Origin of the sequence: Streptomyces caelestis, from assembly GCF_001279005.1 — a bacterium.
GTDB classification, from domain to species: Bacteria; Actinomycetota; Actinomycetes; order Streptomycetales; family Streptomycetaceae; genus Streptomyces; species Streptomyces heliomycini.
In genome coordinates, this window is sequence record NZ_LGCN01000192.1 from 51,615 (window position 1) to 76,267 (window position 24,653).

Annotated in this window: 18 protein-coding genes and 1 pseudogene; 8 read left to right on the forward strand and 11 right to left on the reverse strand. The window is 73.4% G+C overall.

From position 1 onward, the window contains the following. Window positions 1-17: 17 nt before the first annotated feature. Window positions 18-635 (reverse strand): TetR/AcrR family transcriptional regulator, encoded by a 618-nt coding sequence (locus ADK41_RS16765; RefSeq protein ID WP_030834078.1) that lies wholly within the window; start codon window positions 633-635, stop codon window positions 18-20. A 99-nt stretch (window positions 636-734) separates the two neighbouring features. On the opposite strand from ADK41_RS16765, the gene ADK41_RS16770 reads away from it, so the two are divergent. Further along, entirely contained in the window at window positions 735-947 is a 213-nt protein-coding gene (locus ADK41_RS16770) for a DUF6243 family protein (RefSeq protein ID WP_030834080.1), read from the forward strand. A 24-nt stretch (window positions 948-971) separates the two neighbouring features. Here the strand turns inward: ADK41_RS16770 and ADK41_RS16775 are convergent, their stop codons facing one another. The 3 genes from ADK41_RS16775 to ADK41_RS16785 form a co-directional block, all read right to left on the reverse strand. Next, window positions 972-1,970 carry a small ribosomal subunit Rsm22 family protein gene (locus ADK41_RS16775; RefSeq protein WP_030834083.1) on the reverse strand — a complete coding sequence of 333 codons (999 nt, stop codon included), beginning with the start codon at window positions 1,968-1,970 and terminating at the stop codon, window positions 972-974. A gap of 114 nt (window positions 1,971-2,084) precedes the next feature. After that, entirely contained in the window at window positions 2,085-3,272 is a 1,188-nt protein-coding gene (locus ADK41_RS16780) for a serine hydrolase domain-containing protein (RefSeq protein ID WP_030834084.1), read from the reverse strand. Next, entirely contained in the window at window positions 3,215-4,633 is a 1,419-nt protein-coding gene (locus ADK41_RS16785) for a Bcr/CflA family efflux MFS transporter (protein ID WP_037805116.1), read from the reverse strand. Before ADK41_RS16785 ends, ADK41_RS16780 begins: the two co-directional genes overlap by 58 nt. 140 nt (window positions 4,634-4,773) lie before the next feature. Here ADK41_RS16785 and ADK41_RS16790 point away from each other — a divergent pair, with 140 nt between their 5' ends. Beyond that, complete coding sequence (locus ADK41_RS16790; protein ID WP_030834086.1) at window positions 4,774-5,775, forward strand: Gfo/Idh/MocA family protein; 1,002 nt, start codon at window positions 4,774-4,776, stop codon at window positions 5,773-5,775. A 536-nt stretch (window positions 5,776-6,311) separates the two neighbouring features. Here ADK41_RS16790 and ADK41_RS16795 read toward each other — a convergent pair. Then, complete coding sequence (locus ADK41_RS16795) at window positions 6,312-7,298, reverse strand: aldo/keto reductase (RefSeq protein WP_030834088.1); 987 nt, start codon at window positions 7,296-7,298, stop codon at window positions 6,312-6,314. A 92-nt stretch (window positions 7,299-7,390) separates the two neighbouring features. On the opposite strand from ADK41_RS16795, the gene ADK41_RS16800 reads away from it, so the two are divergent. From ADK41_RS16800 to ADK41_RS16810, 3 genes are all read left to right on the forward strand, one after another. Beyond that, entirely contained in the window at window positions 7,391-7,738 is a 348-nt protein-coding gene (locus tag ADK41_RS16800) for a MazG-like family protein (protein WP_030834089.1), read from the forward strand. 55 nt (window positions 7,739-7,793) lie between these two features. Next, a complete protein-coding gene (locus ADK41_RS16805) occupies window positions 7,794-8,597 on the forward strand; it encodes a thioesterase family protein (RefSeq protein WP_030834090.1) in 804 nt (267 codons plus the stop codon). A 155-nt stretch (window positions 8,598-8,752) separates the two neighbouring features. Further along, window positions 8,753-9,004, forward strand: a complete 252-nt coding sequence (locus ADK41_RS16810) for a hypothetical protein (RefSeq protein ID WP_030834091.1) — start codon at window positions 8,753-8,755, stop codon at window positions 9,002-9,004. 402 nt (window positions 9,005-9,406) lie between these two features. On the opposite strand, the gene ADK41_RS16815 is transcribed toward ADK41_RS16810, so the two are convergent. From ADK41_RS16815 to ADK41_RS16825, 3 genes are all read right to left on the reverse strand, one after another. Continuing rightward, window positions 9,407-10,138, reverse strand: a complete 732-nt coding sequence (locus ADK41_RS16815) for a hypothetical protein (RefSeq protein ID WP_030834093.1) — start codon at window positions 10,136-10,138, stop codon at window positions 9,407-9,409. A gap of 106 nt (window positions 10,139-10,244) precedes the next feature. Further along, window positions 10,245-12,509, reverse strand: coding sequence for a UvrD-helicase domain-containing protein (locus ADK41_RS16820; RefSeq protein ID WP_158717708.1), 2,265 nt, complete (start codon window positions 12,507-12,509; stop codon window positions 10,245-10,247). A gap of 47 nt (window positions 12,510-12,556) precedes the next feature. Beyond that, window positions 12,557-19,633: a DEAD/DEAH box helicase gene (locus tag ADK41_RS16825; RefSeq protein ID WP_030834096.1), complete on the reverse strand. Its 7,077-nt coding sequence runs from the start codon at window positions 19,631-19,633 to the stop codon at window positions 12,557-12,559. A gap of 295 nt (window positions 19,634-19,928) precedes the next feature. On the opposite strand from ADK41_RS16825, the gene ADK41_RS16830 reads away from it, so the two are divergent. Beyond that, window positions 19,929-22,082 carry a hypothetical protein gene (locus ADK41_RS16830; protein WP_158717709.1) on the forward strand — a complete coding sequence of 718 codons (2,154 nt, stop codon included), beginning with the start codon at window positions 19,929-19,931 and terminating at the stop codon, window positions 22,080-22,082. 46 nt (window positions 22,083-22,128) lie between these two features. On the opposite strand, the gene ADK41_RS16835 is transcribed toward ADK41_RS16830, so the two are convergent. The 3 genes and pseudogenes from ADK41_RS16835 to ADK41_RS16845 form a co-directional block, all read right to left on the reverse strand. Further along, entirely contained in the window at window positions 22,129-22,470 is a 342-nt protein-coding gene (locus ADK41_RS16835) for a hypothetical protein (RefSeq protein ID WP_199822416.1), read from the reverse strand. A 38-nt stretch (window positions 22,471-22,508) separates the two neighbouring features. Then, a complete protein-coding gene (locus tag ADK41_RS16840) occupies window positions 22,509-22,766 on the reverse strand; it encodes a hypothetical protein (protein ID WP_030834099.1) in 258 nt (85 codons plus the stop codon). 65 nt (window positions 22,767-22,831) lie between these two features. Then, window positions 22,832-23,363, reverse strand: a pseudogene (locus ADK41_RS16845) (ATP-binding protein). A gap of 147 nt (window positions 23,364-23,510) precedes the next feature. Between ADK41_RS16845 and ADK41_RS16850 the strand changes: the two are divergent. Both ADK41_RS16850 and ADK41_RS16855 read left to right on the forward strand, forming a co-directional pair. Continuing rightward, window positions 23,511-24,434, forward strand: a complete 924-nt coding sequence (locus ADK41_RS16850) for a helix-turn-helix domain-containing protein (RefSeq protein ID WP_030834100.1) — start codon at window positions 23,511-23,513, stop codon at window positions 24,432-24,434. Further along, the gene (locus ADK41_RS16855; RefSeq protein WP_030834101.1) at window positions 24,431-24,646 is read left to right on the forward strand and encodes a DUF397 domain-containing protein; all 216 of its coding nucleotides are present in this window, start codon (window positions 24,431-24,433) and stop codon (window positions 24,644-24,646) included. The genes ADK41_RS16850 and ADK41_RS16855 overlap by 4 nt, the downstream gene beginning before the upstream one ends. The last annotated feature ends 7 nt before the right edge of the window (window positions 24,647-24,653 follow it).

Here is a 24,653-nt window from a genome sequence, read left to right on the forward strand (position 1 = left end):
CCGGCCGTCCGTGCCGGTCAGCGGGGTGCGAGGCCGTTGAGGGCGTAGTCGACGAGGGTGTCGGTGTAGTCGTGGGTGATCGGGCCCGTGTGCTGGAGCCAGCGCTGGGCGAGGGGGGAGACGAAGAGCTCCAGGGCGATGCGCGGGTCGACGTCGGGGCGGACGTGCCCGGCGGCCTGGGCGGCGCGCAGACGGTCGACGTAGAGCTGGAGCTGGGGTTCCAGCAGCCGGGCGACGAACCTGCGGCCGAGCTCCTCGTCGACGACGCCCTCGGCGGCCAGCGCGCGGGAGGGCGCCTCGAAGGAGGGGTCCCGCAGTTCGTCGACCGTGGCGCGCAGGACGAGCTTGAGGTCGGCGGCGAGGTCGCCGGTGTCCGGGAGGGCGTGCGCGACGTGGCCGGCGTCCTCGGCGGCCCGCTCGGCCATGTCGAGGAACGCCTCGAGGAGCACGTCCGCCTTCGACGACCACCACCGGTAGATCGTCTGCTTGCCGACTCCGGCGCGGGAGGCGATGCCTTCGATGGTCGTCCTCGGGTAGCCGACCTCGACGACCAGGGCGAGGGCGGCGTCGTAGATGGCCCGCCGGGAGCGCTCGCTGCGGCGGGTGGCGTCGGGGGCGGACTGGTTCTGGGCCATGGGGCGAATTTACCACTTGACAAGACGGTGCGTCTCGCCGGACAGTGGTGAACACCAGAGGCGAGACGATACGTCTCGTATTGATGAGAGGGGATCACCGTGACGCGAGGCGGAGCCGGAAACATGCTGGGCGTCGGCGGCACCCGACGGCACCTGGGCCGCGCGGCCCTGCGCGGGGGCGGGCGCGGCGGGCGTGTCGGGGGCGGGCTCGACCCGCGGGCGCACAAGCGGGAACTGCTGCGCGCACTGCGGGCGCAGCGGCAGGAGGGGGAGGGGGACGAGGGGAAGGGGACGTCGCCCGGTCGGGCGTAGGGCAGGTCGCAGGTCAGCCGTAGGTCAGGCCTCGGCGTGCGGCGGCCAGGGGTCGCCCCAGTCGGTGTCCCGGGCGGCCCGGTACAGGTCGCCGTGGCGCTTGGTGACCGTGGTGCGGCGCAGGCCCGGGTCCTTCTCGCACAGGTCGAGGAGGACCTGGCCCTTGCGGATCTGCGGCTTGCGGACGACGCGGGCGGGGGCCGGGGCGACCGGGAGGCGGGTGGCGGCGACGTAGCTGAACTTCTCGTCCTCGTAGGCGAGGGAACCGCCCTTGACCTGGCGGTGCAGGGAGGAACGGCTGACCCGCGCGGAGAAGTGGCACCAGTCCGTGCCGGGGGCGATGGGGCAGGCGGCGCTGTGCGGGCAGGGGGCGGCGACGTGGAAGCCGGCGGAGACCAGACGGTCGCGGGCCTCGATGACGCGGGCGTAGCCGTCGGGGGTGCCGGGTTCGACGATCACGACGGACCGTGCGGCGGCGGCAGCGGCGTCGACGAGGGCGGCGCGGTCGGGGGCGGTGAGCTCGTTGAGGACGTAGGAGACGGTGACGAGATCAGTGCTCTCGACGGTGAGCGCCGATCCGATGCGGGAGCGGTGCCATCGGGTGTCGCGCAGGGCGGGGTTCGCGGCGGCGAGTTCCCGGCCGAGGGCGAGGGCGGGTTCGGCCCAGTCGAGGACGGTCACGGGGCGCTCCCCGTCCCAGGTCGCGCTCACCGCCCAGGCCGCCGCGCCGGTGCCGCCTCCGACGTCCACGTGGTCGCCGGGCGACCATCCGGGCACGGCGTCCGCGAACGCCGCCAGCGCGGACCGCACCGCCTCGAACGTCGCGGGCATCCGGTAGGCGGCGTACGCGGCCACGTCGGCCCGGTCCCGCAGGATCGGCGCCTCGGTCGGGGTGGCGCCCCGGTAGGCGGCGATCAGCCGCTCGACGGCCTGCGCGGCCTGCCGCGCCGGAAGCCCGTCGAGCAGCCCGGCGAGGGCGGAGCGCAGGGTTTCGGCGACGGGCAGGGAGGCGGGGGCGTTCACCCGGCGATTCTACGAGGCCGAACGGGGTCGGAGCACCGCTCACCTTCGGAAGCACCGCTCACGTCAAGAGCGCTGCTCATATGCAAGAGCGCTGCTCACCACGGAGAGCACCGCTCACCTCCCCCGCACCGCCCGCGCCACCCGCGTCGCCGCCCCCGCCCTCGGCGTGCTGTCCGGCCGCACCGGACGCCGCGGATGGACCGTGTTGGCCAAGAGGATCACGTACGTGTCCGTGGCCCGGTCCAGGACCAGGGACGTGCCCGTGAAGCCGGTGTGGCCCGCGGCGCCCCGGCCCGCCAGTTCGCCCATGAACCACGGCTGGTCCAGGGCGAAGCCCAGGCCGGGCGGGGTGAACAGCAGGTCCACGAAGCCGGGGCCGAGGATGCGGGCGGGCCCGTACGCCCCTCCCGCCAGCAGGGTCCGGCAGAAGACCGCCAGGTCCCGCCCGGTGGAGAACAGTCCGGCGTGGCCCGCCACCCCGCCCAGCGCCCAGGCGTTCTCGTCGTGCACCTCGCCCCGCAGCATCCCCCGGTCCGCCTTGGCCCACGGCCGCCGCTGGTCCTCCGTCGCCGCCGCGGACGGGCACGGACCGAAGCCCGTCGCGGTCATGCCGAGCGGCCGGGTGACGCCGTCGCGCACGAGGACGTCGAGCGTGCGGCCGGTGACGCGCTCCAGGACGTGCTGGAGCAGCAGCATGTTGAGGTCGGAGTAGCGGTACGCGCCGGGCGGCCCGACGGGCCGCTCCGCGCGCAGCAGCGCCAGCCGCCGCGCGTCGTCGGCGCAGTCGTACAACGGGAGTTCGGGGCGCAGCCCGGAGGTGTGGGTGAGCAGCTGGCGGACGGTGATCCCGTGCCGCGCCGCCCCCGTGAAGTCCGGGAGGTACGCGCCCACGCGCGCGTCGATGCCCAGCGTGCGCCGTTCGATCTGCTGCACCGCGGCCACCGAGGTGAACAGTTTGGTCAGCGACGCCAGGTCGAAGGGGGTGTCCACGGTCATCGGGACGCGTTCGGCCGGCGGCAGTTCGACCGGGGTGTCCGTCTCCTCGTCGTACGCCGCGTAGCGCACCGCCCAGCCCGCCGCCTCCCGCACGGCGAGCACCGGGCCGCGTCCGACGACCACGACGGCGCCCGCCGCCCAGGGCCGCTCGCCGCCGGTGCGGGCGTGGACCTCCCGGACCAGGCGCCCAAGTTCCCGGGCGTCGAGTCCGGCCCGTTCCGGTGTGCCGTCCCGCAGCCGCGGCGCGCTCAGAAGCCCCCGCCCTTCGCGCCCTTCGCGCCCGTCCGCCCTTCCCACGGACGGCACATTCCCAGGAAGCAGGCCAGCGCCACCAGGGCGGCGGCCAGCTGGACGACGGCCATCGGGACGGCGGTGTCCTCCCCGGCGATCCCCACCAGCGGGGAGGCGATCGCGCCGATGAGGAAGGATGTCGTGCCGAGCAGCGCCGACGCGGAGCCGGCGGCGTGCCGGGTGCGCATCAGGGCGAGCGTCTGCGTGTTCGGCAGGGTGATGCCCATCGCGGACATCAGCACGAACAGCGCGGCGGCCACCGGCACCAGCCCGGCCTCGCCGAACACGCCCAGCGACATCACCAGCAGCGCGGTCGCGGCGACCACCACGACGACGAGACCGACGCCGAGCACCTTGTCCAGCCCGACCCGGCCGACCAGCACCTTGCCGTTGACCTGCCCCATGATCATCAGGCCGATCGAGTTGAGTCCGAACAGCAGGCTGAAGGCCTGCGGGGAGGCGCCGTAGATCTCCTGCATGACGAACGGGGAGGCCGCGACGTAGGCGAAGAGGGACGCGAAGGCGAATCCGCCCGCGAGCGTGTAGCCGGTGAAGGCCCGGTCGGCGAGCAGCCCGCGCATCGAGCCGAGCGCCTCGCCGACGCCCCCGCCGTGCCGGTCGGCCGGCGCCAGCGTCTCCGGCAGCTTCGCCCAGACGACGGCCGTCAGCAGCGCCCCGACGACGGTGAGCACGACGAACACGCCCCGCCAGTCCGTCACCCGCAGGACCTGCCCGCCGATGAGCGGCGCCACGATCGGCGCGACCCCGGAGATCAGCATGAGGGTGGAGAAGAAACGGGCCATGGCCATGCCGTCGTACAGGTCGCGGGCGACCGCCCGCGCGATGACGATGCCGGCCGCGCCCGCCAGGCCCTGCGCCAGCCGGCAGGCGACGAGGAGTTCGACGGTCGGCGCGAAGGCGCACAGCGCGGTGGCGACGACGTAGACCGCGAGGCCGACGAGCAGCGGCCGGCGGCGGCCCCACCGATCGCTCATCGGGCCGACCACCAGCTGCCCGAACGCCATGCCGGCCAGGCAGGCGGTGAGCGTGAGCTGGACGGTGGCGGCGGGCGCGTGCAGGGACCGGGTGACCTCCGGGAGCGCGGGGAGGTACATGTCCATCGCCAGCGGGGGCGTGGCGGTCAGGCCGCCGAGGAGGAGCGTGACCAGCAGGCCGGTACGGCGGGCGGCGGTCGCGCGGAGCGCCGCCCCGGCCGTCGCCGGGTCCGGGCCGGCCTTGCCCAAAGCCCCGCTCGCTCCCGGATTCGCCGACGGGTCCGCCGTCGCGTTCGCCGACGGGTTCGCCGACGGGTTCGCCGACGGGTTCGCCGACGGGTTCGCCGACGGGTTCGATATGGACGCCCCACCCTCGGGCATGTGGCCCCTCCCTTTTCACGCCATCAGCTCCCTATGCTCTCAGCTCGTACGGAGTGCTCGGCGTCGACGGCGATGTCATGGGAGCGCTTCCACCTCCATCCCTTCACGATGTGACGAACGACACGAACAAGGTGGGACACATGACGGAGCAGAAGGTGCGCTGGGGCATCCTGGCGACCGGGGGAATCGCCGCGAGGTTCACCGCGGACCTGGCGGACGTGCCGGACGCGGAGGTCGTGGCGGTGGCGTCGCGGTCGGTGGAGCCGGCGAAGGCGTTCGCCGAGCGGTTCGGGATACCGCGGGCGTACGGCGACTGGGAGTCGCTGGCGCTCGACGAGGAGGTCGACGTCGTCTACGTCGCCACTCCGCACACGGCGCACCGCGCGGCGGCCGGGCTGATGCTGGAGTCCGGGCGGAACGTGCTGTGCGAGAAGCCGTTCACGCTGAACGCGCGGGAGGCGGAGGAACTGGTCGCGCTGGCGCGGGGCGGCGGGCGCTTCCTGATGGAGGCCATGTGGACGTACTGCCATCCGATGGTGCGGCGGCTGAAGGCGCTGGTCGACGACGGCGCGATCGGCGAGGTGCGCCACGTGCAGGCGGACTTCGGCCTCTCGGGGCCGTTCCCGGCGTCGCACCGGCTGCGGGACCCGGCGCTGGGCGGGGGCGCGCTGCTGGACCTGGGGGTGTACCCGGTGTCGTTCGCTCAGCTGCTGCTCGGGGAGCCGTCGGACGTCACGGCGCGGGCGATGCTCTCGGAGGAGGGCGTCGATCTCCAGACGGGGGCGCTGCTCTCGTGGGAGAGCGGTGCTCTCGCTTCGGTGCACTGCTCCATCGTGGGCGGTACGGCGACCTACGCCTCGATCACCGGTTCGCGGGGCCGCATCGACATCCCGTCCGGCTTCTTCTTCCCGGACGGGTTCGTGCTGCACCGGGAGGGCCGTGACGCCGAGGAGTTCACGGCCGACCCGGCCGACGGCCCTCGCGACAGCCTCAGGCACGAGGCCGTCGAGGTGATGCGGGCCCTGCGGGCCGGCGAGACCGAGTCCCCGCTGGTCCCGCTCGACGGCACCCTCGCCGTGATGCGGACGCTCGACGCGATCCGGGACCGCGTCGGCGTCCGCTACCCCGGCGAGACCCGCTGAGCGACGCCCGCCCGGCAGCCGGGGCGCGGGCGGTCCGCCCGCGCCCCGGCTCGCCCCGCGCACCGGCGCCGTCCTCCGGGGAAACGGGGCGATCGCCCCGGAACCGGTGCGGGACGTCACGGGCGCGGCCCGTACGGTGCGGCGCTCGGCGGAGCCGTCGCGGGAGGCGAACGCGCAGTTCGCGACCGTACCGGCGACGACGGCGTGCGCGGTCCGGGCCGAGCGCTTCCGGCGAACGGACCCCACACAAAAGGAATTTCAACGTCCACCCCATTGCGGCCGGTGGCGGACTCGTGCTCAACTCCCCTCCACGAAAACTTCACATGTGGAGCAGAGGTTTTCCGCAGGCCATGTCCAGGGGGGGGAGGCGGCAGCCGTTCCACACCACCGGGCCGGGGGTGGACCCGCGCGGGAGCGCGGGCACGCGCCGGTGGGTGGAACGGCTGCCGTGTGAACCGGCCGGTCGCCGTCCCCCGCCGGTCGACAGCCGCCTCTACCACCCCACAGCCGCCCCCCCACCGCTCCGCAGCCGCCCCCTACCGGCCGAGGATCCGCTCGACCTCGGCCATCTGCCCGTCGTTCAGCGCCCCCTTCCCGAGCGCCCCCGCGTTCTCCTCCGCCTGGGCGACCGACCGGAAACCGGGGATCGGCACGGTGCGCGGGCTGCGGGCCCACAGCCAGGCGAGGGCGCCCTGGGCGAGGGTGCGGCCGTCACTGGTGAGGACGTCCCGCAGCGCGTCGACGCGCGCCAGCCACTCCGGGTCGGCGCCGGACCCGGCCCCGAAACCCCGCAGCCAGGCCGGCGGCCGGCTGCGGATGTCCCCCTCCTGCAGCGGCGGCCGCCCGGCGTGCTTCCCGGTGAGCAGGCCCATGGCGAGCGGACTGCGGTCGACGGAGGCGAGGTCCGCCTCCTCGCACAGCCGCAGCATCTCGGGCGCGTCCGTGAGCACGTTGAGCGCGTGCTGCACGGCGGCGCAGTGCGGCCCCTTCGCGAACACGGCGGCGCGGGCCGGGTCGTCGGTGCTCCAGGCGTAGGCCCGGACGAGCCCCTGCGCCACCAACTCCTCGCAGGCGTCCCGCAGCCGGGCGGCCCGGTCGGGGTCGGCGTCGGCGAGGTGGAGCTGGTACAGGTCGACGCGGTCGGTGCCGAGACGGCGCAGCGAGGCGGTCAGGGCACGGCGGAGGTGTTCCGGGGAGTCGTCGCTCCCGGTGAGGGTGCGGGTGTCCGGGTCGAAGACGTTGCCCCACTTGGTGGCGACGACGACCTCGTCCCGGCGCCGTCCGAGGGCCCGCCCGAGGACGTACTCGCTGTGCCCGGTCCCGTAGACGTCGGCCGTGTCGAAGAAGGTGACGCCCAGGTCGAGCGCGCGCCGGATCGCCCGCACCGACTCCTCGTCGTCGACCCTGCCCCATCCCAGGGGCTGTCCGTCCGGGTCCTGCCACTCACCGCCGATCGCCCAGCAGCCGAACCCGACGGCGCTGACCTCGATACCGCTGCGTCCCAGTGTCCGTGTGGTCTCCATGCCCGGCAACGCTAGGAGTTGGAGCGCACACGAGGGCAAGCCGCCGACTCGACACCGGTGTCTGTCAGTGCCGTGTGCCAGGCTCGGCGCCCATGAGCGACCACCTGTCTCCAGCCCCTCCCCCGCCCACCGACCTCTGGGACTCCGTCGACGTCCTGTGCGGCTGGCTGGACGCCAACCGTCCGGTCGGCGACCGGGAGGGCCTGCTGCTGCGGATCCTCAAACTGTCCGAGGAGGTCGGCGAGGTCGCCGAGGCGGTGATCGGCGCGACCGGCCAGAACCCGCGCAAGGGCACCACGCACACCTGGGACGACGTCCGGGCGGAACTGTGCGACGTCGCCGTCACGGCGCTGATCGCCCTGCGCACCCTCACCCCCGACGCCCGCGAGGTCTTCACCGACCACCTGGCCCGCGTCACGCGCCGCTCGCTCGGCACCTGACGCCGGCACCGGATGAATGTAGGGTGCACTTTCCCGCACCCGAAGGAGACGCCCCTTGTCCGCCTCCAGCGCGCCCCGGGACGGTTACTTCGAGCGCATCGACGACCACCGCTACAAGCCGACGGCGCACGCGGGCGGGGCCTGGGACCCGGACGAGCAGCACTTCAGCCCGCTGGGCGGACTGGTCGCCCACGCCCTCGACCGCCACCGGGCCGCCGCCGGTGCGGACAGCGGCCTGCTCCTCTCCCGGATCGGCTACGACATCCTCGGCCGCCTCGCCCTCGACGAGTGCGAGATACGGGTGGAGACGGTCCGCCCCGGCCGGACCATCGAGCTGCTGGAAGCGGTCGTACGGATCGCCGACCGCCCGGTGGTCCGGGCCCGCGCCTGGTTCCTGGCCGGCCTCGACACCGCCGCGGTCGCGGGCGGCCCCGACGACCGCCTCCCCGCCCCCGAGTCGCTCACCCCGTGGGCGATGTCCGACCTGTGGCCGGGCGGCTACATCGCCGGCCTGGACGTCCGCCCGGTCGCTCCGCCCCGTCCGGGCCGTGCGACGGCCTGGATCTCCACCCCGCTGGACCTCGTCGCCGGCGAGCCCGCCGGCCCGCTCGCCTCGTACCTCGCCCTCGTCGACACCGCCAACGGCATCGCCGTACGGCAACCGCCCACCGAGTGGATGTTCCCCAACGTCGACCTGACCGTCCACCTCCACCGACAGCCGCGGGGCGCCTGGACCGGTCTGGACACCACGGTCACCTTCGGCCCCTCGGGCCAGGGCCTCACCAGCACGGTCCTGCACGACGTGGACGGCCCGGTCGGCCGGGCCGAGCAGATCCTGACGGTACGGCCCGCCGCCTGACCGGCCCGGCGGCCGCGCCGCGCCGCCGTCGCACGCCACCCTCCGCGACCCACTTTGAACGTGTTCAAAAAACGAGCCGGAAGTGCCATGATGGCAGTGCGAGAGTCCCCTGCCCGCGCCTGGAAGACGCCGACCACCTGGAGCGAGGAGCCACCATGGCCACCGGATCCGCGGACAGCCCCGCGACCCTCTACGGGCCCGTCTCCCTCGTCCTCGGCACGGCCGCTTCGGTCACCGTCGTGTTCGCCGGCCTCCTCGGTATCGCGTTCTCCCTGCTCTTCGGCAGCCTGGCCGTCACCTTCGCGCTGCTCGGCCTGCGCCAGAAGCTCAACCGGGTCCAGTGCGGCATCGGCCTCGCCACGGGGTCCCTGGGCGTGCTCCACCCGGTCCTCCTGGTCTCGGCCTGAACGCGACGTGGCGGGGCCCGGGAGTCGTATCCAGCTCCCGGGCCCCTGGGGATGCCACCCAATTGCGCACGCCGGCGGCGTTTAAGAGGACGGATCAGTCATCATGCCGTCGTGTTCTTCCTTTGAACTACCGCGCCAGGAAAGAGGCGCAGGCGAGAGTCGAACTCGCATCCGACGGCGTTCGTCCGTCCCCGATCGGTCCGGCGATCGGCGGCGATGCTGAGACTGGAGCGAGAGTCTGAGATTGACCGCGGCCGCCGTCTCGGCGGGCCGCGTTTTCAGGCTGAACTTCAGTGTCAGCTTGCGCTCCTGACGCGAACCGGTCCTCAGTCCGGCCCGCGCCCCGTAGCGCACCCCCGCGCTCGCACACGGGGGCGATCATGGTGGTGACGTGCTGCCGCGTCAGCCGAACAGGTAGCCGAACACCGCGTCGCCGACCCGCTGGTCGGTGACCTCGGCGCCGTTGGCCTCCTCGCGGGCGAACTTCACGGCCTGCTGGAGCTTCTCCACCCGCTCGGCGAGCTCGTTGACCCGCCGCGCGGGGAGCGCCCCGGAGAACTTCACGGTGGTCCAGTACCCGATGGGCACGTCCTCGTAGTACACCTCGACCTGCGCCGGGTGCTTGTCGGTCGCCTCCGCCTTGACGTGGTTGCGCGGGACCTTCTTCGTACGGATGGTCCGCACCGGGTCCGTCTTCCACCAGTCCGTGGACGGGTCGTGGGACCAGGACTCGGCGGCGTCGAGGGTGGGCAGCTTCTTGACGAAGGCGTGCAGGTCGGCGAGCTGCTTCTCCAGGAAGAGCAGGTAGCCGACCGGGACGTCGGCGACGATCGTCCGTCCGTCGACGGTGACGTCCGCGCGGGCCGTGCAGTTCGCCCAGTCCTTGGTCGCGGTCACGTCGAACAGCCGGGTCAGCGAGGCGGCCATCTCCCGCAGCACGTCCTCGGCCTGCACCTGCACCCGCGTGGACTCGGGCGGCAGCTGCTCGCCCTCCTCGTCCTTCGGCTGGTACGTGCGCGAGATGCCGGCCAGCAGCGCCGGCTTCTGCACCTTGGCGTGCGCGGTGTTGACATCCTGGAGCGACTTGCTCTTGACGCCCTTCTCGACCGCGATGATCTGGTTCAACTTCGCCACGTCGGGCCCCCCTTCGAACAGCCAGGAACGTATCCCGAGCGATGAGGGCCCGTCGCGTCATTTTCCTCGTACGACTCCCGGGCGGGGTGGCACCGGGCCTCCGCGGTCAGGCCGCGGCGGACCCGGACGCGCCGGACGGTGGTCCGTCCCCTCCCAGGAGATCCGCCGCACGGTGGGCGGTCGCGTCCGCGCCAGGGGGAAGGAACCGGCTGGCCCGGCCGCTCCAGGTGACGACGAGTTCGTCGCGGGCGCGCGTGGCCGCGACGAACACCAGGGAGCGGGCCCGCTGCTCCTCCTGCCGGTACCGGTCCGGGTTCGTGGCCCGGTACTGCTCGATGCGCTGGTGCGGTACCTGGCCCTCCCCGACCGACGTGAGGAACACCCGCTGGAACTCCAGCCCTTTGAACCGGTGCATGGTGCCGATGCGCACGGCGTCCACGTCGGCGCTCACCCCTTCCCTGCCGAGTTCCACGGCCGGCAGCCGGAACTCCTTGGCGAAGACATTGGCGAATTCCTGGGCGGAGCCGCCGTCGGGGACGCTGACGGCCATCGCCGAGTACGGCGTGCCGTGGCGGTCGTGGCGCTCCTTGACGAGGGTGGCCACGGCCCGCATCTCGGTCAGCCGGTCGGGCGCCCGCCAGAACTGCGGGGTGAGCCCGCTCAGGACGGAGCGGTAGCCGTCCAGGGTGTCGGTCCCGGTGTCGAGGTCGTCGAAGGAGGCTCCCTCGATCAGGCGGTTGGCGCTGCCCAGGATCTGCCGGGTGGTGCGGTAGTTGAGGGTGAGGCGGCGGGATGCGCGGCCCCGGATCTCGACGCCGTGATGGCCGAGAACGACCCGGCTGCCGTAGATGCGCTGGTGGGCGTCGCCGACGAGGAAGATGTCGTTCGGTCCCTTGCAGACCATGGCGCGCAGCATGCGCCAGTGCGAGGCGGACAGGTCCTGGGCCTCGTCGACCACGATGTGCCGGTAGCGGGGCTTGAGCCACATGCCGCTGCCCGCCTCCCGGTGGACGAGGTCCCGGCCGCCCTGCTCCTCCTTGTAGCGGGCCTGTTCCTCGACGCGGGCCATACGGTGCTGTTCGAGGCCGGCCGCCTGGTCGGCGATGAGCGCGTACGTCGTCCGTCGTGGCGGTGCGTCCAGGTGGGCCCGGTAGGCCTGCGCGAGCTGCCACACCTCGTGCCGCTGGGCGGTGCTGATGCGCGGGCGTCCGGAGCGGCCGACGCGACGGTAGCTCTCCCAGGAGCCGCACCGGTTCGCGAGGATCACGTGCTTGAACTCCGTGTCCAGGAAGTCGGCGTCGTACTCCGGCAGGTCGGCCTCCATGCGCACGGTGTGCCACAGGTTCATGGCCGCGTCGTCGTCCAGCGGCCGGCCGACGTCGGCACGGGACTCCTGCACGATCTCGCGGGCGAGCGCGTCGACGGACTTGACGTCGACCCGGCTCAGCAGGTCGTCTCCGCCGAGCTGCCGCAGCCGCTCCTTGAGGTCCAGGGCGAGGTTGGTGTTGTAGGTGGTGAGGAGCACGGGGCGGGTGAGGCCGGGCGGCAGCCGGTCGACGAGGTGGCGCACGCGGTGCAGCGCGACGACGGTCTTGCCGGTGCCGGGTCCTCCGGTCACCTTGGAGGAGCCCTTGAAGTCGCCGGTGGCGAGGCGGCGCTGCTCGGGGTGGAGGAAGAGCCGCCAGGCGTCGAAGCTGCGGCCCAGCGCGCCGAGGACGGCGTCGTCGTCGGTCTCGGCCTGGGAGACGGCCCTCCGCGCGGCCCGGGCCCAGTCCCCGGTGTTGACGTCCTCGTCGGCCCGCCAGGCGTCCGTGATGTGCCGCCGCACGTCCTGTGGGTCCGTGTGCGCGCGCAGGGCCAGGAGGACGTCCCGGGTGAGTTCCGGGAGGTTGTGGGCGAGGAGCCGGTCGAACTGCTCGTCGGTGGTGACCTTGCGGAGAGCGGGCAGCAGCGAGGGGACGACGCCGAGGTCGATGAGGATCCGGTCGTCGTATCCCGCGAACAGGGGGGTGGCGCGGTCCGGCAGCGCGACGACGTTGGCGCTGACCTCGCTCTGGTCGACGACCTCCACCGCGCCCGAGACCGGGTTGATCTCCACGGTGAGCCGGGCGAGTTCGTCGCGGGCCCGTGCTCCGTCGCGCACCGCGAGGACCTGCATCTCGTCGCCGCCGTCCGTCGACAGCAGCAGTACCATGCAGCGGGTGTCGGGGTGCGCGAGATACAGGTCGCCGTTGTCCCCCGCCTTGCGCAGCGGGGACAGGCGCAGGGCCCGGTTGGTGCGGTCGGCCCGCAGTCGGTGGACGAAGTCCCCCACCGCGTCCGCCACGGCACCGTCCCGGCGCTCCACGTCCGCGTGCGCCTGCCAGCTCACCTGCACCCGCGTCCGGACGCGACCTCCCGGACGACCCGCTCCGTAGTTCATCGCGCTGCCCCCTCCCCGCCCAGCAGACGGGCGAGCTCCTGCACATCCCAGCCGTCCGGCGCGCGCACCTGCCAGCCGGCCGCCACGCACTGCGCCATGTACTCCGTGTCCTCGGCGTCCTCGGCCAGGACGATCCCGATCCTAGGCCCGGGCCAGGCAAGTTCGACCGTGCGGGACACGCCGTCGACGTCCCAGGTCGCCCGGCCCGCCGGGACGTCGCCGAGGGCGGCCAGGCGTTCGGCGAAGGCCGCGACCTCCGGGTCGCCCCACTTCGTCAGTTCGGCCAGGACCAGTTCCCAGGCGGTCCGTTCCACGGGCGTCATGGGGGTGTCCGGCTCCGGCGCCGCCTCCGCCGCCGGTGCGGGGGTGTCTGCCGTCGCCGGCCCCCCGTTTTCCCCTTCGGGGCGGTCGTCGGGCAGATGAAGACCAGTGCCGGCGGCGGCGTCGCGCAGGGCGGAGAGCAGTCCGTCGACCGGGCCGGAGGTCGCCGCGAGCAGGGCGGCGTCGAAGGTGTCGAGGGTGGAGCGGGCGAGGGCGAGTCCGTCGGCCCGGCCGCTGCCCGTGGGGTCGAGGAACTGGATGATGTTGCCCCAGCACAGCCACGCCTTCCAGCGGCGCCGGTGGTCGTCCCGGTCCCCCTCGACGGCTTCCGGGCGGTCGTCGAGCACGGCGAGGGCGCTCCAGCTCAGTCCCTTGCCGTCGGCGCGCCGGGCTCCGACGAGGACGAGCGGCAGCCCGGAGGCGTCCTGGAAGGACAGGAGTTTCACGCCTTGTCCCGCGACGGCCGGTGCCGTCTCGCCGCGTACGGCGGCGTCGATCCACGCGACGGCGGTACCCGGGTCCGCGTCGACGAGCTCCCGCCTGCGCAGGGACGCGGGCGCGCTGACGGCGAGCTGCGCGAGCTGCTGCCACCGGGCGGGGCGGGGGTCGCGCAGGAAGCCGAGGAGGGAGGGGACGGCCCCGGCGAACAGCAGCGCGTCCACGTCCGCCGGATCGCGCCGCGCCTTGCCCCACTGCTCGCGCACCAGGGCGCCGGGGCCCGTGCCGGAGGTCACGTCGTACGGCGGCCAGGCCGCGTCGGCGGCGGGGCCGGCGACGACGGCGTCGAGCGGGTCGGCCGGGGCGTCCGGGTCGCGGGCCGTCTCCCCCTTGAGGGTGCGGTCCCAGGCGACGACGTCGTCCCAGGTGATCTGCCAGACGAGGATCCCGTCGGCGCGCAGCCGGGCGCGCTTGGCCGCGTCGGCGGCGACGCGGTTGGCGCGGGAGGAGGCGTGCCAGCGGTAGCCGTCGAGGTAGACGGCGACCGGCAGGGGCGGCGCCCCGTCACTGGTGGTGTCCCCCGCGACGGGCCGGAACAGCAGGTCGGGGCGGGTGCGGTAGCCGTGCAGGTCCTTCTGGGCGACGACCTCCCAGTGGACGGGGCCGCCGTCGGGCCGGGTGAGGGTGAACTGCTTGCCGCTGCGGCCGGTGGGCGTGGTGGCGTGGCCCGCCGCGGCGGCGTTGCCGGGAATCTCCAGCCAGCGGTCGAGGCATTCGATGAAGCGGCGTTCCAGGTCGCTCTCCGCCTGGTCGGCGAAGCGGAGCTCGGCGTCGGCCGCCTCCTTGCGGACGTCCCAGCCGCTGCTTCCGTCGGTGCCCAGCAGGCTGTCCAGCATCCACAGGGCCTCCTGCCGGTCGAGGTCCTTGTAGTCCCGCTCCGGGGCGTACCCGAGCAGGCAGCGGTGGCAGGCTCCGCGGGTTTTCCGGCAGGGGCAGGCCCGCAGGGCGGCCTGGGCCTCGGCGAGCACGGCCCGGAACTCCTCGCCGTCGCGGTCGACGAGGCGGTGCAGGTAGCCGGTGCCGCCGGGCAGCGCGTCGTAGAGGACGAGGTAGTTGCGGGTGAGGCCGGTCTCCCGGTCGGGTTCGGTGGCGGGGGCGGAGCGGATGTGGGCGGGGTCGCCGCCGTAGCGCCGGGCCAGTCCGAGGTGGAGGGCGGCGGAGAAGGAGGCGAGGCGTTCGGGCACGTTCAGCGTGGCGGCGGGCAGCAGGATGCGCAGTGCCTCCGTGCGGTGCTCGGTCGCGGTGACGACCTGCACGTCCTCCGGCCTGGCCTGCTTGTCGCGGCGTCGGGTGGGGCACCACGGCCGGTGGTGGGCGAGTTCGGCCCGGCCGAGCAGGGACTGGCCGAGCGTGTCCTGGGCGGGTGCGTGGCCGGGTTCGCGGTCGGTGGCGCCGCCGCAGCGCGGGCAGACGGTGAATCCGGTGATGGCGACCTCGGTGCCCGCGAAGGAGGTGTCGTTGCGCCGGCCGTGGCGGCTCTTGCCGAGGTTGAAGCGGCGGATGACCGCCTCGCGGACGTGGTCCACGCCGAAGGTGGTCTTCTGGTGCCGCCAGGTCTGCTTGATGTCGGCGGGGTCGATGTCGACGGCGGTGACGGTGGTGTAGGGGGTGCGGGTGCGGTTGTCGTGGTCGTCGACGATCCGCGCGTCGTCCCGCTTGTCGTGCGCGGTGACCTTGCGGGGGACGACCACCCGGTGCACGGCGTTGCGCCCGCCGATGCCGGGGCCGCCGCAGCGCGGGCAGGGCGAGGTGTCCTGTTCGGCCCGCTCCCCGGTGCGGACGTGGCCGCAGTCCTTGCACACCCGCCAGGTCCGCAGCCCGACGGGCGTGCCGTCGGCGGAGTCCTGCGGGGTGGGGCCGAGGTCGAAGCCGTCGACGACGTGCCGGTAGCCGCGCACGTAGTAGGCGTTGCCGGGGGCGAGTTCGGTGAGGGCGGCTTCGGCGGGCCGGTCATAGGTGCGCGGTTCATTGCTCCAGCGGACCTTGGGGGCCTTGTCGTCGCCCTGGTCCGCGGCACCCGGTGAACGCCGCTTGCGCACGGGTTCCTTGTAGCTGAGCTGGGCCTCCAGGCGTACGCCGTCCTCGACGAGGCTGTAGTTGGGCAGCAGGCCGTGCTCGACGAGGAAGCCCTGCGCGTCGGCCTGTCCCATCGTCTGGAGGATCTTGGAGACGCCGGCCGCCTCGCGGATCAGGTTCCGCTTCTCGCGCGCCTCGTCCTCCACCGCTTCCTGGAGCGCGTCGGCCGCGTCGTTGATCAGGGCGCGGCGCCTGACCAGTTCGGCGCGCTCCTCGTCCCAGGCGCGCCGGGCGCGGTCCAACGCGTCGGCCAGCTTGTGCTCGGCGTAGCGCCGCAGGGTCTTGCGGGCGTCGCGGGAGACGCCGGAGCCGGGGACCCCGTCGATCTCGGGGAAGAGTTTCAGGAAGTCGTCCGCCAGGTCCACGCGTCCCGCCACCGCCTTGCGGAACTGCGTCAGCCACCCGGTGCGGCCGACCAGCTGGGTCACCCGGTCCGGCAGGGGCGGCACGCCCTCCAGGTCGCCCCGGGCCGCGCGGTCGATCAGGTGGGCGGTGTACTGGCGGCACAGCAGCTCGCCCGCGGACAGGAAGCATCCGGGGGGCAGGATCGGGCCGGCGATGAGGTTCTCGGGTTCGGCGAGGTGGTACAGCGCGCGGGGGCTGGTGTCGGCCAGGGTCACCATGAACGCGTTGCCGGTGGCGCGGCCCGCGCGGCCGACGCGCTGGACGTAACCGGCGGTGGACGGCGGCAGCGAGGCCAGGATCACCGCCTCCAGCTGACCGATGTCGATGCCGAGTTCGAGGGTCGGCGTGCACGACAGGACGTTGGGGTCGGTGTGCATGAGGCCGCGCCGGAAGCCCTTCTCCACCTCCTCGCGTTCCTTGCGGGTGAGGACACCGGTGTGTTCGGCGGCGACCACGCTGTACGGGTCGGCCTCCCGGTACAGGCGCCGGTAGTAGTCGGAGCGGTAGTCGCGGGCGGCGCGTCCGCCCGCCTCCTCGGAGGGCCGGGTGAGGGCGCCCTCGCAGCGTTTGAGAGGGCAGCGGGTGCCCTGCCAGACCTCGGCCCGCTCCGGTGGCACGGTCTGCGTCCAGCCACACTCGGGGCAGGTGAGGGCGGCGAGCGCGATCTGCTCGTCGTCGAGGGGGCGGACCCGGATGTGGCCGGGCGTCAGCCCGTACACCCCGTGGCCCGTCTGCCGGTCGGCCGGGGTGGTGCGGCGGCGGGCGAGCGCGCCGATCCGGTCGCTCGCCAGCTCCGCGAAGAGGTCCTCCAGGTAGGCACCCGCCGTGTCCCGGTCCAGGCCGAGGCAGCGCTGGGTGAAGTCGACGTACCAGCTGTCCCGGGTGCCCACCCGTTCGAAGTCGGTGCGTCCGCCGCGGGCGCCGACGAGGACGAAGGCGGGGGCTTCGGAGTTGCGGCCGAAGGCGGGCATGCCGGGTTCCCGGCCGGTGGAGACGAAGTGCCGGTTACGGCCCTCCTCGTCGATGAACCGGTCGAGCCAGCGGTGGTGGATGCCGCCGATCTGGCGGACGTGTTCGAGGAGTCCGCGCACGTAGCCCTCGAAGTGGCGCAGGCGCTCCGGGGTGCCTTCGGCCGGGACGGCGGCCTTCGGGGTTCCCGCGTCGTCGGCGTCGTCCCCGTCGGCTCCCTCTCCCCGGTCCACGGCGAGCGGCAGCAGCTTCTCCTGGTGGACGCGGAAGAGGGCCGCCGCCGCCTCGGCCGCCGCCCGCGGGTCGGGCAGGTGGACCTCGGCGGCGACCGTGCGGGTGAGTTCCAGGGTGCGGCCCAGCCGGGAGTGCAGGCCGAACTCCAGCAGGGTGTTGAAGGCGAGGCGCTCGCCGACCAGCTCCCAGGTGGACTCGGGGATGCCCTTCTTGCCCGCGAGCAGCCGCTTGACCCGGTCCACGTCGTGCAGGTCGGGGGGTACGACGGAGGCGAGGAGCCGCTGCTCGGGGACGGCGGCGCGGCTGATCAGGGAGGAGATCAGTTCGTTCAGCGGAACGCCGTCGGCGGCGAACTCCTCGTTGCCGCCGACGCGTTCGGTCAGCTGCTCGTGGACGAGGGAGCGCAGCGAGAACTTCCAGGACCGGCTGGCGACGAAGCCCGCGCGGTGGGCCGCGTCCTGCACCGAGTCGTTGAAGATGAGGGTCTTGCGCCGGTCGCGTTTGTGTTCGTCCTCGCTCGGCAGCTCACCACCGGTGAACAGTTGGGTGACGACGACGGAGGCGAGCGGGGCGACACCGGCGCCGAGGTAGCGGATGCCCTGGGCCTGCCCGCAGGCCGGGCACCGGTCCTGCTTGGCGTACTCGGCGCGTTCCTGGTTGTCGAACCAGGTCCACACGTACACGCCGTTCTCGGGCGCCGGGGCGGTCCTGCCCCCGTCGAGGAGGACCTCGTCGGGGTCGAGCCGGCGCAGCGCCTTGCCGTTGTCCTCCAGGACGAGCAGGGTCGCGTCGTGCGGGACGCCCCGGCGGGTGCGGCGGGCGGCACGGTGGGCGAGCATGGCGCGGGCCTGTTCGGCGGCCTCCGCCGGGGTGGCGGCGATCATCGCCCGCACCCGGCCCTTGGCGGCCCCGCCGGTCACGCTGGCGCGGTAGATCTCGTCCGGCTCGTGCACCAGGTTCTGCGGGTTGCGGTCCGGGCATATGGCCGCCCAGCCGGAGCGTCCGCAGTGCCGGCAGTAGGCGGCGGGCAGCCGTCCGGAGCGCTGGACCCGCCGTCGCCGCTCCGTCTGGGCGGCGACGGCCAGGGCCCGCCGTTCGGCGTCCGCGCGGTCCGGTCCGGTCCCGGTCCCCCCGGCCGCGGCCCCGTTCCCGTCTCCGGTGAGGGCCGCCTGGTCGGTGTCCGACCAGGAGAACACCGGTTGCGGCGCCACGAACCGCAGGACGCGTGACAGCGACCGGAGCCACACGTGGGTCTCCACGAGGAGCAGGGGCCGCTCCTTGTCCGCGGGCGCTCCGGGGTCGCGGGCGACCGAGACGAGCGCCACGAAGCGGGCCAGGGCGGTCGCCGCCCGCTGCGGCTCCTGGACGGCCGCGACCCGCCACGCCGAGGTGTCGGGGAAGGCCCCGAGGACGGCGGGGAAGGTGAGGGGCCCGTCCTTCGCGGCGAGCAGCGCGTGGGTGAGGGGGTGTGCCAGCAGCCGGCGCCCCAGCTCGCGCGGGTCGGCGGTGTCGCACCCCACGGTCGCCCGCGCGACGGCGTCCATGCCGCCGGGTGTCCGCGCCGGGTCGGGCAGGCCGGCGAGCTCGGCCGGGGACGGCAGGGGCAGCGTGTGGTCGACGGGGGACAGGAACTCCTCGGCGTCCCGCCGGTCCTCCCCCACCACGGCGTCGTCCGGGAACCGCGTCCCGAAGACCTGGGAGGCCACCCGCAGCATGTCCTCGGGCCCGCCCGCCGAGCCGCCCGAGCCGAGGGTCGCGGAGGTCGCCACCGGGCAGATCGACCCGAGCGGCTTCCCGGCCTCGGCGGCCCCGGCGACGGCCGCGAGCCGCCGCAGCAGCATCGCCACGTCGGTGCCCTGGGCGCCGTCGTAGGTGTGGAACTCGTCGATCACCACGTACGCCAGGTCGGCGTCCCGCCACAGGGAGGCGTCCTGCTGCCGCTGGAGCAGCAGGTCCAGCATCTTGTAGTTGGTGATGAGGATGTCCGGCGGATTGCGGCGGATCTCCGCGCGGTCCACCATGACCCGCTGGTAGGGCGCGGTGCCGCGCGAGGACGCCTGGCCGATGTACAACCCCGCCGTCACCTCGCGCAGCCGGCCGTCCTCCAGCTGGTCGCCGAGGCGGTCCGCCTGGTCACCGGCGAGCGCGTTCATCGGGTACAGCAGGACGGCCTTGATGCCGTGCTTCCCGGCTTCCTTCGCCCGCCGGCAGTGGTCGAGCACGGGGATGAGGAAGGACTCGGTCTTGCCGGAGCCGGTGCCGGTGGTCACCAGCGTGGGCCGGGGCCGGTGCCCGTCCTTGCTGGTCAGCCGGGCGAACGCCTCGGCCTGGTGCGCGTAGGGCGGCGGGAAGTCGGCCGGGTACCAGTCCAGGTGGCGCTGCCAGCCGTCCTCCGCCGGCCGGAAGGGCCGCCGGATGCGCAGGTACGGTCCTCGGAAGAGCCCGTCGGCCGGGTCGGTGAGGAAGTCCTCCAGCGCGTCCTGGGTGTCGGGCTCGGCCAGCGCGAACGTCGTCGTCAGGTACTCGACCGTCGTGTCGCGCAGTGTCTGCGCGGCGAGTGTGGGTCTCATGACGCGCTGCGGCCCCCGTCTCCCGAGTCGTCCCGTGATCGGCTTCGATCACGTGCCACTTTACGAGGAGGGTTCGCCGGCGTTCCGCGGATCCACACATTCCGGCCCCGGCGCCCTGGCAGCTCGGGGCGACGGCACCGCCCGGCCACCCCCCGTCGTGCGGCAGTCGGCGGTCCGCTGCCGGGAGCACTCGCGGTCGTACCGCCTCCGCCGCGCTCGAAGGCCGCTCGGCACAAGGTTGCGTTTCGATGAATTACCCGACGAGGTGGGCGCCTCGGGCGACAGGATCACCGGCATGGGGATTCCGGGGCGCACAGCGGCGGTGGTGCTGGCCGGCCTGACCATGGCGGGACTGGCCGTGCTCGGTACGACGAAGGGCGGGTGGGACACCGCGGACCCGATCGCGAGCGTCCTGGGGGCGATTGCCGGTATCGCGGGGTTCGGGTTCTCGTGGTACATCTGGCGGCGGACCGGTCCCGAGACGGATCCACACGCCATCGCGGGGAGGCTGGCGGCGAGGATCGCGCGGGACGAGGAGGAAGCGCTACGGCAGTTGCTGGGCGGCCGTCTCGGAGCCCTGATCGATGTCGGTTTCACCGTCAGGGCCAGCGGGTCGGTCACCGCGCCGCCCTCCCCGGTCGGCGACGAAGGGTCTGCGTCCGGCACCGCCGCCCCGGGTTGGAGCGTGGCGAGGATCGCCGAGTTCTACCGACGGATGGAGCCGGGACGCCTGGTCATCACGGGCAGCCCGGGATCGGCCGGCGGTTCCGACGCGGAGCAGGACGCGGGGACGGGCAAGACCGTGGCGGCGGTGCTCCTGGCACGCGACTTGGCCCGTGGGCACGCCGCACACCCGCAGGTTCCCGTGCCGGTGCGGCTGTCCGCCCCGGGCTGGCCGGGAGGCACCATCGATGCCTGGCTGGTTCAGCATCTGACGAGCGCCCTCGGCCTGCGCCCGCGCGAAGCCGACGTCCTGGTGGCCGATCGGCTCGTACTGCCCGTCATCGACGGCGTCGACGAGATGGACCGCACTCCGCGCCTTCGGGCCGACTCCCGCGCCGCGAAACTGGTGGCCGCGGTCAACGACTACGAGAGCGCCCCCGTGATCATGACGTGTCGTCGTGACCGCTACAAGGCACTCACGAGGGCGAGGTCGCAGGCCCGCACCGCCGCCGTGATCACCCTCAGACGCGTCAGGCCGGCCGAGGCCCACTCCTACCTCGTCAACCGCGTCGCCTACGACGACCACCACCGCGTCCGCTGGCAGAGGGTGCTGGCCGTCCTCGACGACACGCACGCCGGCAGCGGTCCGGGAACGGCGGAACTGCGACGCGCACTGGACAGTCCCTGGCGCCTGACCTTGGCCGCGACGGTCTTCCAGGAACCCGATGCTTCCGGCAGAGACCTGTTGCGTGATCCGGCGGACATGCTGGGGCTCGCCGCGAACGGCACCCTGGACGGCTACCTGCTGGACAACTTCATCAGCGCCGCCGTCCGCGCCCCCCGCCGCAGCACCGACCGGGACCAGCCGCCGATGAAAGCCGCCCGCTTGGACCCGGAGGAAACCTGGCGCCGCCTGGCGGTGCTCGCCGCCCACGTCTCCGGGGACGCTCCCGCCGGCGGCCGGCCGTCCCGCGCGGCCACCGACCGGGTGCCGCCCGGTACGGACATCGTCCTCGATCAGCTGTGGCCGCTGGGCGGCGAGCGCCGCGTACTCCGGGTCGGCCGACTGCTGATCATCGCCGCTCCGGTCCTTGTCTCCGCACCCGTCCTGTTCCTCAGCCAGGTCAGCACCCTCAGCAAGGTGACCATTCTCTGGCCGATCGCGCTCCTGGCCGCCGTGGCGGCGGGCGGGCAGCGCCGACCCGCCTCCCATGCCCGGTTGGACGTCCACTACCTGCGCAGCCGAACCGGTCTGCGTCGAATGGCGGCACTCCTCGCCGGCTCCGCCGTCGTCGGACTCGTCGTCGGCATCCTCTTCGGGCTCACCGTCGGGTTCACGCCCGGCATCGCGTACGGACTCACGGTCGCGTTGGGCGCCGGGCTCACCCACAGCGTGGTGAGCAACGCGGAGGCCGATGCCACCGACCCGCGTGGGGTGATCCGCGCCGACCTCACCACATGGCTCTGGTACGGGATCGCCATCACGGTTCTCGACGTGCTGGGGCTCGGTATCGCGCTCGACCAGGGCCTTGCGGCCGGCTTCATGGCCGGGCTCGGGCTCGGGCTCGTGTTCAGCCCTGCGATCGGGCATGGGGGTGCCGTGGCACTGCAGTACATCGCGTTCCTCTGGTGTGTGCGCGGCCGGCTCCCCTGGCGGCTGGGCAGGTTCCTCCACCACTGCCGACAGCTCGGCATTCTGCGCACCGCGGGCGGCGCCTGGCAGTTCCGCCACCGCGAGCTGCAACACCACCTCGCCGCCCGGCCCCTCCCGCCGACCGGGCGGTGACCACCGGGGAGGCGGGCGGGGCCCGCCCCCTGTCGGATTCGGACAGTCAGGGACCGAGGTCGATGAGGCGTACGGATTGGCCCTTCCACGCTTCGGGCGTGGTGGTGGCGATCACCGCGCCGTTCGGCCGCTCGGCCGTCGGCTCGGCGGCGTACCGGGTGTGGGCCGGGGCCCAGGAGGTCTCGCGGGCCACGGCGAGCGCTGCGGGCAGGTCCAGCTCCAGGACGGTGATGCCGGGGAGCGCGGCAAGGTGCTCCGCCGTGCCCGGCCGTACGCGGTCGGCCGAGACCAGGGCGCAGGCGGGGGCGTAGAGGAACCAGCCCGCCTCGGCGTGAGCGCGGTGGATCAGCCGGGAGGCGAGCGCGTTGCCCTTCCCGGCCGCGACCATCGCGGTGTCGTCGAGGACGATGTGCAGGGGTTCGGCCGTCACCTGGCGCCCGCCTCGTTCAGCCGCCGGTCCAGCTCCGTGTCGAGAGCCGCCTGTTCGCTCGCGCTCGGGTCGTAGCCGTTCCACTCGCGCAGGGCGGCGCGGGCCCGCTCGGCCCTCTCCGCACGCTCCTCGGGGGTGAGCAGCGTCTCCGCGAGGCGGGAGAGATAACCCCGCAGGGACATGCCTTCGGAGGACGCTATCCGGGCGAGCCTGTCGCGGGCCTCAGCGGGGATGCGGACGTTGGCGTCGGACATGATGCCTCCTTCGGACTGGGCCACCAGAGTACGGGTACGGGTACGTACCCGTCCAGTGCCCGCGATCACGAGACCACCCGTCCGGCCGCGATCTCGTACTCCGCCCAGACCGTCTTGCCCGGGCCGTCCGGCCGTGGGTGCCAGTCCCAGCGGGCGGCGAGCGCGGCGACGAGGAGGAGGCCCCGGCCGGTTTCGTCGACGGCGGGGACCTCGGGCCGGGGGTCGTTCGGTCGGGGCGGGGTGCGTTCACCCCGGGTGTCGGTGACCTCGACGCGGACGGTGGCGGGGCGGGGCCCGGCGGGGAGAAGCGCGAGGCGGAGGTGGAAGTCCCGGCCGGGGACGTTGCCGTGCAGCACGGCGTTCGCCGTCAGCTCGGCGACGATCAGCACGATCGCGTCGTGGTCGTCGGTGCCGTACGGGAGGCCCCAGGCGAACGGCGGCGAGGTGGCGGGCGAGGCGGGCTCCGCGCAGGGTGGAGGTGAAGCGCATCTGGAAGGTGCGGGCCGCCGGTGCGGGTTCGGGTGGGGTGGTGTTCAAGTGAGGGGTGGGGGTGGCGAGTCGGCCGGGGCCGGTGAGGCCGGCGGGGTTGTTCGTCATGCCGACCACGGTTCCGTCGGTGGCGTAGCGTGACCAGTGGTGACGCACCGACGCGGGCTGCTGTACGCGACGTGTCGGCGCGAGTACGTGGCGTGCGGCGTGACGGCGGCCCCGGCGGGCGCGTTGGGCCGGAGAAGGCGGTGGTCGATGACGAAGCGTACGGGTGCAGACGCCCTGGCGGGCGGCGGGGACGGCGGAACGGTCGTCGGTGTCGGGGACGGGTGGGAGAGCGACGACGGCGGGGGCGGCGCGTGCCGTCCCGAGGACGGCGGCGGGAAGGGCGGCGTGGTCGCCGCGTTCGGGCAGACCCTGAAGACGCTGCGGCTGCGGGAGGGGCTGGACCGGGCGGAGTTCGGGAGCCGGATCGGGTACTCGGCGGCCACGGTCGCGTCGTTCGAGCAGGGGCGGAGGATTCCGTCGCCCCGGACGATCGAGCGGGCGGACGAGGCGCTGAGGGCGGGTGGGTTGCTGTGCGTGTGGAAGGAGGAGGTGGAGCGGGCTCAGTATCCGGTGTTCTTTCAGGGGATGGCGACGCTGGAGAAGGAGGCCATTGAGTTGCTCGCCTACGACACGCTTGTCGTCAAGGGGTTGCTCCAGACTGAGGAGTACATGCGGGCAGTGCTTGCGATGCGGCGTCCGCCCCTGGACCAAGAGACCACCGAGCAGCGGGTGACGGCCCGGTTGGCCCGGCAGGACATCTTCGACCGGACCCCCTCACCGCTGCTGAGCTTCGTCATGGACGAGTCGGTACTACGGCGTCCATACGGCGGGACGGACGTGCTTCGCGGACAACTGGAGCATCTGCTCCTGGCCGGTCAGAGGCGTAACGTCGAGATCCAACTCATGCCTGTCGGAGCCGAGGACAACGCGGGCGTGAATGGGCCCTTCACAGTCGTCACACGGAAGGACGGCAAGAGGTTCGTGTACGCCGAAGCGCAAGGCATCGGTTCCTTGCAGACCGACCCCGAACAAGCGACTCTCGCACACGCGCGCTATGGGATCATCCGATCACAGGCTCTCTCGCCACGAGAGTCACTGGAGATCATCGAAGGGGTGCTGGGATCGCTATGAACAACGCTGAATCCTCAACTGTCGCCTCCCACCTCGCCTGGTTCAAGAGCAGCTACAGCGGGACCGAGGGCGGCGATTGTGTGGAGGTCGCAGCCGGTACGGCAGTTGTGCACGTTCGGGACTCCAAGGACGTCGCCGGGCCTATTGTCACGGTGTCGCGTGACGCGTGGTCGGGGTTCGTCGGGCTGGCCTCCTCGGAGCGGAGCATCTGACACTCGT

Bases quoted from the DNA above. Each gene is read 5' to 3' on its own strand.
- ADK41_RS16765 (WP_030834078.1), bottom strand. From the start codon at position 635: ATGGCCCAGAACCAGTCCGCCCCCGACGCCACCCGCCGCAGCGAGCGC.
- ADK41_RS16785 (WP_037805116.1), bottom strand. From the start codon at position 4,633: ATGCCCGAGGGTGGGGCGTCCATATCGAACCCGTCGGCGAACCCGTCG.
- ADK41_RS16790 (WP_030834086.1), top strand. From the start codon at position 4,774: ATGACGGAGCAGAAGGTGCGCTGGGGCATCCTGGCGACCGGGGGAATC.
- ADK41_RS16795 (WP_030834088.1), bottom strand. From the start codon at position 7,298: ATGGAGACCACACGGACACTGGGACGCAGCGGTATCGAGGTCAGCGCC.
- ADK41_RS16800 (WP_030834089.1), top strand. From the start codon at position 7,391: ATGAGCGACCACCTGTCTCCAGCCCCTCCCCCGCCCACCGACCTCTGG.
- ADK41_RS16810 (WP_030834091.1), top strand. From the start codon at position 8,753: ATGGCCACCGGATCCGCGGACAGCCCCGCGACCCTCTACGGGCCCGTC.
- ADK41_RS16825 (WP_030834096.1), bottom strand. From the start codon at position 19,633: ATGAGACCCACACTCGCCGCGCAGACACTGCGCGACACGACGGTCGAG.
- ADK41_RS16830 (WP_158717709.1), top strand. From the start codon at position 19,929: ATGGGGATTCCGGGGCGCACAGCGGCGGTGGTGCTGGCCGGCCTGACC.
- ADK41_RS16835 (WP_199822416.1), bottom strand. From the start codon at position 22,470: ATGGTCGCGGCCGGGAAGGGCAACGCGCTCGCCTCCCGGCTGATCCAC.
- ADK41_RS16840 (WP_030834099.1), bottom strand. From the start codon at position 22,766: ATGTCCGACGCCAACGTCCGCATCCCCGCTGAGGCCCGCGACAGGCTC.
- ADK41_RS16850 (WP_030834100.1), top strand. From the start codon at position 23,511: ATGACGAAGCGTACGGGTGCAGACGCCCTGGCGGGCGGCGGGGACGGC.
- ADK41_RS16855 (WP_030834101.1), top strand. From the start codon at position 24,431: ATGAACAACGCTGAATCCTCAACTGTCGCCTCCCACCTCGCCTGGTTC.